The 6,033-nt window shown below is 70.6% G+C and carries 5 protein-coding genes; 1 reads left to right on the top strand and 4 read right to left on the bottom strand.

Annotation, left to right across the window (positions count from 1 at the left end):
* Nucleotides 1–197 precede the first annotated feature (197 nt).
* The 4 genes from ACFC79_RS37940 to ACFC79_RS37955 all read right to left on the bottom strand — a co-directional run bounded on the left by ACFC79_RS37940 (nt 198) and on the right by ACFC79_RS37955 (nt 4,642).
* The gene (locus ACFC79_RS37940) at nt 198–1,037 is read right to left on the bottom strand and encodes an SDR family NAD(P)-dependent oxidoreductase (RefSeq protein ID WP_376249798.1); all 840 of its coding nucleotides are present in this window, start codon (nt 1,035–1,037) and stop codon (nt 198–200) included.
* 205 nt (nt 1,038–1,242) lie between these two features.
* A complete protein-coding gene (locus ACFC79_RS37945) occupies nt 1,243–2,088 on the bottom strand; it encodes an amidohydrolase family protein (RefSeq protein ID WP_376249799.1) in 846 nt (281 codons plus the stop codon).
* The gene (locus tag ACFC79_RS37950) at nt 2,085–3,272 is read right to left on the bottom strand and encodes a mandelate racemase/muconate lactonizing enzyme family protein (protein ID WP_376249801.1); all 1,188 of its coding nucleotides are present in this window, start codon (nt 3,270–3,272) and stop codon (nt 2,085–2,087) included. The genes ACFC79_RS37945 and ACFC79_RS37950 overlap by 4 nt, the downstream gene beginning before the upstream one ends.
* On the bottom strand, nt 3,272–4,642 hold the full coding sequence (locus ACFC79_RS37955; RefSeq protein WP_376249802.1) for an aspartate aminotransferase family protein: 1,371 nt from the start codon (nt 4,640–4,642) through the stop codon (nt 3,272–3,274). The genes ACFC79_RS37950 and ACFC79_RS37955 overlap by 1 nt, the downstream gene beginning before the upstream one ends.
* A 291-nt stretch (nt 4,643–4,933) precedes the next feature.
* On the opposite strand from ACFC79_RS37955, the gene ACFC79_RS37960 reads away from it, so the two are divergent.
* Nucleotides 4,934–5,791 (top strand): IclR family transcriptional regulator, encoded by an 858-nt coding sequence (locus ACFC79_RS37960; protein ID WP_376249804.1) that lies wholly within the window; start codon nt 4,934–4,936, stop codon nt 5,789–5,791.
* The last annotated feature ends 242 nt before the right edge of the window (nt 5,792–6,033 follow it).

A 6,033-nucleotide genomic window follows, 5' to 3' on the forward strand; every position in this document is an offset into this window, starting at 1 on the left:
CGACGGGGACGACGGGACCGGGGACGAAGCGGGAACGGACATGGCGGAGGTGCTCCTCGCGGTGTCGGTATGTGCTCGGTGGCCTGCTCGGTGAGGACCGATTGCCGGTCGGTCGCGGTCGGAACGTGGTGCGGGCGGTGCGGGAACGCGGGACACGGGACGCAGGACGCGGGATCGTGTGCCGGGGCGTGCCGACGTCAGATCGTGTTGCGGTACGGCGGCATGAAGCGCATGCGGGGCATCTGATCGGCGAGGACGCCCCCGTCGACGACGATCCGTGCACCGGTGAGGTACGCCCCGGCGTCCGAGGCGAGCAGCAGCAGCGAGCCCACGCACTCGTCGGGACGCGCGTACCTGCCGAGCGGGATGCGCTCGCGGTACGCGGCCTCGAACGCCTCCCGGTCGAACGGGAACTCGCCGTCGATGGGGGTCTCGACCATGCCGGGGGCGAGGGTGTTGGCGGTGATGCCGTGCGGGGCCAGCTCCACGGCGAGGGTCTCGGTGAGGAGCTGGGCGGCGGCCTTGGAGGCGTTGTAGTGGGCCAGGCCCGCCTCCGCCACCAGCGCGTTCTTCGAAGTGATGGTGATGATCCGGCCCGCGACGGAGTCCGCGATCATGTGTTCGGCGACGTGCCTGCTGAGGAAGAACACGGCGTCCACGTTGACCCGCATGATGCGCGACCAGCTCGCGGGCGTGATCTCGTTGAAGCGTTCCAGGGCCGCCGTGCCCGCGTTGTTGACGAGGATGTGCAGCGGTCCGGCCTCGGCGCGCACGGTGTCGACGAAGCCGGGCAGCGCGTCGACGTCCGCGAGGTCCTGCCCATAGGTACGGGCGTCGCGGCCGAGCGCCCGGACGGCGGCCGCGGTCTCGTCGATCCCGTCCGCGCCCGGCAGGTCGACGAGGACCAGATCGGCCCCCGCCTCGGCGAGCCCGACGGCGAAGGACCGGCCGAGACCCCGGGCGGCTCCGGTGACCAGGGCGGTGCGCCCGGTCAGGTCGAAGCGGTCGGCGGAACGGGGCGGGACGGCTGCGGTCATGGCGGGTTCCTCCAGGCGGAGAGGTACGGGGAGGGGTGGGCCGCCGCGCGGGACACAAGGGGGTGGGTGCGCGGCGACCCGTCTGCCGGCACGGTGTCCCCCGGGCAGGGGGGCTGTCCGGGCACCGTGCCGGCAGGTTCGGGAAAACGGCCGGATCGGGCCTGCCGGGTGGCCCCGGTCGGATCGGGGGCCACCGGGCAGGCTCTCAGCCGTTCAGGCCCAGCAGGTCCAGCGACGGCCGGTGGATGATCTCCTCCACCTTGTCCGCGTCGAGCGGCGGCAGCCCGGGGATGCCGGGGATGCGGGCGATCTCCCGCATCCCCTTCACCGAGTCGTCGACCGTCGTGAACGGGTAGTCGCTGCCGAACATCAGCTTGTCGAAGACCCCGTAGTCCTGGACCAGTCGGAGGCTGTGCCAGAGCTGGAAGGGCCGGTAGTGCAGGGCGCTGATGTCCGCGTAGACGTGCGGGTGCTTGCGGATGACCGCGATGCACTCGCCCTCGAAGGGGTGGCCGAGGTGGGCGAGGACCATGCGCAGTTCCGGGTGACGGATGGCCACCGCGTCCAGGTGCCGGGGCATCGCCCACTCCAGGGGCGCAGTCGACACGAAGGTCGTGCCGGTGTGCACCAGGAGCGGCAGTCCGTGCCGTTCGGCGTAGCCGTACAGCTCGTCGTACTCCTCGGCGGCCGGGTCGAAGCCCGCGTACATCGGCATCAGTTTGATGCCGCGCAGGCCGAGCTCCTGGTGGCCGTACCGCAGTTCGTCCTGCCAGCCGGGCTGGGTGGGGTCGAGCGAGAGGTAGCCGATGAGCCGGTCGGGGTGATCCCCGACGTACGAGGCCACTGCCGCGTCGTCGACCCACAGCCCACTGCGCCGCGCCTTGCCACCGACGACGATCGTCCGGGTGCCCTCGGGGGCGGTGGCGGCGTACTCCTCCCACTTCACCGTCAGGTCGACCTCGCCCGCGTGGGCGCGGGCGGAATCGGACCTGAACGGGTCGGTGAAGTCGTGGCTGTGCCGGAAGAGGTGCGAGTGGACGTCGACGATCATGTCCGGTTCCGCTTCTCCCAGCCGTCCGCGAACATGTTCCAGAAGCGGTGGCTGGGCGGGTGCTCCTCGAAGACCTCGTCGACGAGTTCGACACCGAGCCCGGGTGCGGTCGGCAGGCCGATGTGGCCGTCGGTGATCGGGAGGGTGCCCTTGAGCGCGTCGAAGACGTAGTCCTCCAGGAGCCCGTCGAAGGTTTCGAGGATCTTGAAGTTGGGGATCCCGAGCGTCGCGTGCACCGAGACGGTGGTGCAGAGCGGCGAGTTGGAGTTGTGCGGGGCCACCAGCATGCCGTGGGTGTCGGCGATCGCGGCCAGCTTGCGGACCTCGGTGAGGCCGCCGGCCATCGAGAGGTCGGGCTGGATGATGTCGACCGCGTTGGTGGCGAACAACTGCTTGTACTCGTAGCGGTTGTGGAAGTGCTCGCCGCCGGAGATCGGGAACGCGGCGCGCTGCCGCAGCTCCGCGTAGCGCTCGATGTGGGTCCAGGGCATCGGCTCCTCGAACCAGCCGATGTCGAAGGGTTCCAGCTCGCGCACCAGACGGGCGGCGGTCGGCATGGCGAACCGGGCGTGGCCCTCGATGAACAGGTCGACGTCCGGCCCGATGGCCTCGCGGACGGCGGCGACCAGGTCGACGGAGCGGCGCAGCTCGGCGCGCTCCAGCTCGTGCAGGCCGGGGCCGAAGGGGTCGAACTTGAGGGCGGTGAAGCCCTTGGCGACGGTCTCCTTCGCCTTGGCTGCGAAGATCTCGGGCTCGCGCTCGCCGGTGTACCAGCCGTTGGCGTAGACCCGGACGCGGTCCCGGCAGGCGCCGCCGGTCAGGCGGTAGGCGGGCACCCCGAGCGCCTTGCCCATCAGGTCGTACATCGCCTGGTCGAGGCCGGACAGGGCGATGCCGCCCATGTCGCCGCCGCGCAGGAAGTCGCCCTGGTAGACGCGGAGCCACAGCTCCTCGACGTCGAAGGGGTCGGCGCCGATGAGGTGGCGCGCGGCGATCGCCTCGGTGAGCGCGCAGACCTCGCGGACCCGGTAGGGATGGGTGATCTCGCCGATGCCGGACAGGCCCTCGTCGGTGTGGACCCGGACGTAGCCGAAGTCGCGCCAGGAGGTGCCGAGCATCAGGGTCTCGACGCGGCTGATGCGTCCGGCGGGGCCGGCCGGACGGCTCTTGTTGACGGTGAGCATCAGCGGGTCGCCCCGCCCATGGTGGAGGTGTTCTCCAGGTCGCGGGCTCCGCCGTCGGCGAGGACTGCCTTGACGGCGGCCTCGGTGCCCTCGATGAGGCGGTCGACGTCGGCGTCGGTGTGTGCGTAGCTGATGTGGCTGCGCTTGAGGTTGAGCGGGAGCTCGAACAGGCCGTGCTCCAGGAGCTTGCGGCGGTAGCCGACGAACAGCGAGGCGTCGTTGTTCAGCAGGTCCGCGTAGGTGCGGGGGGCCTCGCCGGACATGAAGTAGCTGACGAAGACCGAGCCGTAGCCGGTGACGACGGCGGGGACGCCGAGGCGCTCGTACAGTCCGGTCAGCTCGGTGCGGACACGCTCGCCGAGCCGGAAGACGTGCTCGTGGACGGGCTCCTCGCGCAGCTTGCGCAGGGTGGCGAGGGCGGCGGCGACGACGGACGGGTGGCCGTTGTACGTGCCGGCGAAGAAGGCGGGGGCGCCGGGGCGGGTGGAGAAGAGGTCCATCAGGTCGGCGCGGCCGCCGATCGCGCCGACGGGGGCACCGTTGGCGATGGCCTTGCCGAGGGTGGTGAGGTCCGGGGTGACGCCGGAGATCTTCTGCCAGCCGCCGATGTCGTGGCGGAAGCCGGTGATGACTTCGTCGAAGATCAGGACGCTGCCGGCCCTGGTGGTCTCCTCGCGCAGCGTGGTGAGGAACTCCTGGTACGGCAGGAGCGCGCCGACGTTGTGCGGGACGGGTTCGACGATGACGGCGGCGATGTCGGAGCCGTGCTCGGCGAAGGTGCGGCGGACGGCCTCGCTGTCGTTGAACGGCAGGACGAGGGTGGCTTCGAGGACCTCGGGCAGGATGCCGGTGGAGATCGGGTCGTGGCCGCCGACCTTGTCGGGGGCGGAGATGACGTTGAGGCTGACGGAGTCGTGCCAGCCGTGGTAGCAGCCCTGGAACTTGACCACCAGGCGGCGGCCGGTGGCGGCGCGGGAGACGCGCAGCGCGTGGAACGTGGCCTCGCTGCCGGTGCTGGTGAGGAGCACCTTCTCGACCGACGGGATCAGCTCGGTGAGCTGTTCGGCGAGCAGGACCTCGCCCTCGGTGACGCCGACGCCCATGTGGCCGAGGGTGCTGCCGGCCTCGGCGGTGGCGCGGGCCACGTCGGGGTCGTTGTGGCCGAGCAGCGGCGGTCCGAAGGCCGAGTGGAAGTCGGTGTACTCGCGTCCGTCTGCGGTGCGGAACCGCGCGCCGTCGGTGCCGGTGACGACGAGGTCGGTCAGTCCGGGAACGCTGCGCTGACCGCTGTTCACGCCGCCGGGTACGACCTGGCGGGCGCGTTCGGCGAGTCGGGCTCCGGAGTCGTTGCCAACCGGGCCTGAACTCATATCGCTTGCTCCTTGCGTCGAGAGTCGTCGGTTTCCGCAGGCCCTGCCCGGCCCGTGAGTCCCTGGCGCCATCCGCCCGGCAGTCGCCGCAGGAAGAGGGTGTTTCCGTGATGCGTGGGTGGTGCGTTTCGCTTTTTCCGAACACTGTTCTGTAGAGCAGAACAGTGCCTGGATATTACGTGCGCCATCAGGGGCGGTCAACCCCCTTTCGGGCATGACATGGCGGTTTCCCGGCCTTCTTCGCGGAGAAGATGCCCTGGGGCCCCCACCCAGGCACTAGACTGTTCTGTCATGACGAACAGCTCTGCCACAGAAGAACCGAAGTACTGGGTCAAGAGCGTGGCCAGGGCAGCGGACATCCTGGAGGCCCTCGCCGCCCCCACGCAGGGGAACGGCCTGAGCGTCACGGAGGTCGGCCAGGCCTGCTCCATCTCCAAGAGCGCGGCCTTCGGCATGCTCCAGACCCTGCGCGCCTACGGCCTGGTCTCGGACGACGGCGAGGGCATGAACCGCCGCTACCGGCTCGGCATGAGCCTGGCCCGGCTCGGCGACCGGGCCCGCTCCCAGGTCTCGCTGCGCGGGGTGGCCCGTCCCGTCCTGAGCGAACTGACCCGGACCACGGGCATGGCCTCCCGGCTCGCCGTTCCCGAGGACGGTCACGCCGTCGTCGTGGACCAGGTCGAACTCGACCAGCGCGTCCGCCTCGACCTTCGGATGGGCCAGCGCGAGCTGCCGCACTGCACCGGCCTGGGCAAGGCCCTGCTGTCCGCGGTGCCGCAGAGCGAGGCCGCCTCGGTGATCGAGCGGTTCGGGCTGCCCCGGCGCACCTCCCGGACGATCACCGACCCGGCCACCTTCCTGTCGCACCTGCGCGACATCGCCCGGGTCGGCTACGCGCTGGACGACGAGGAGGACGCGGAGGGCATCCTCTGCATCGGCGCCCCCGTCTTCGACGACCGTTCGGTGTGCGCGGGAGCGATCTCCATCACCGGTCTCAAGCTCGGCCTGCCGGCCTGGCGCTACCAGGAGCTGGGCGGGCAGGTGCGGGACGCGGCCCGGCGGATCAGCCTCTCGCTGGGCTGGGTCGGCGACACGGAGGACGACACCGCCGAGCCCAACATGGCGCATCCCGACGGATTCAGGTCTTGACCGATCGGCACATGCCGCCGTAGGTTCCCTGCCAACCGCAGTGACATCTCCTCGTCACCAGCGATTCATCCCGTTTCCGGTCCGTTTCCGACGCCTGCCCATCGCGTCGCGAACGCCCAAGGACCGAACCTTTTCAGCCATCCGCCTCTCGGCAGTCCACGCAGGAACGCTTTCATTCCCGGCACTTCTCGGAAGGCGAAGTCCGCATGAGCGTTCCGCACCACCCCACGTCAGCGCCGTCC

The organism is Streptomyces sp. NPDC056061 (genome assembly GCF_042266885.1).
GTDB lineage: Bacteria > Actinomycetota > Actinomycetes > Streptomycetales > Streptomycetaceae > Streptomyces.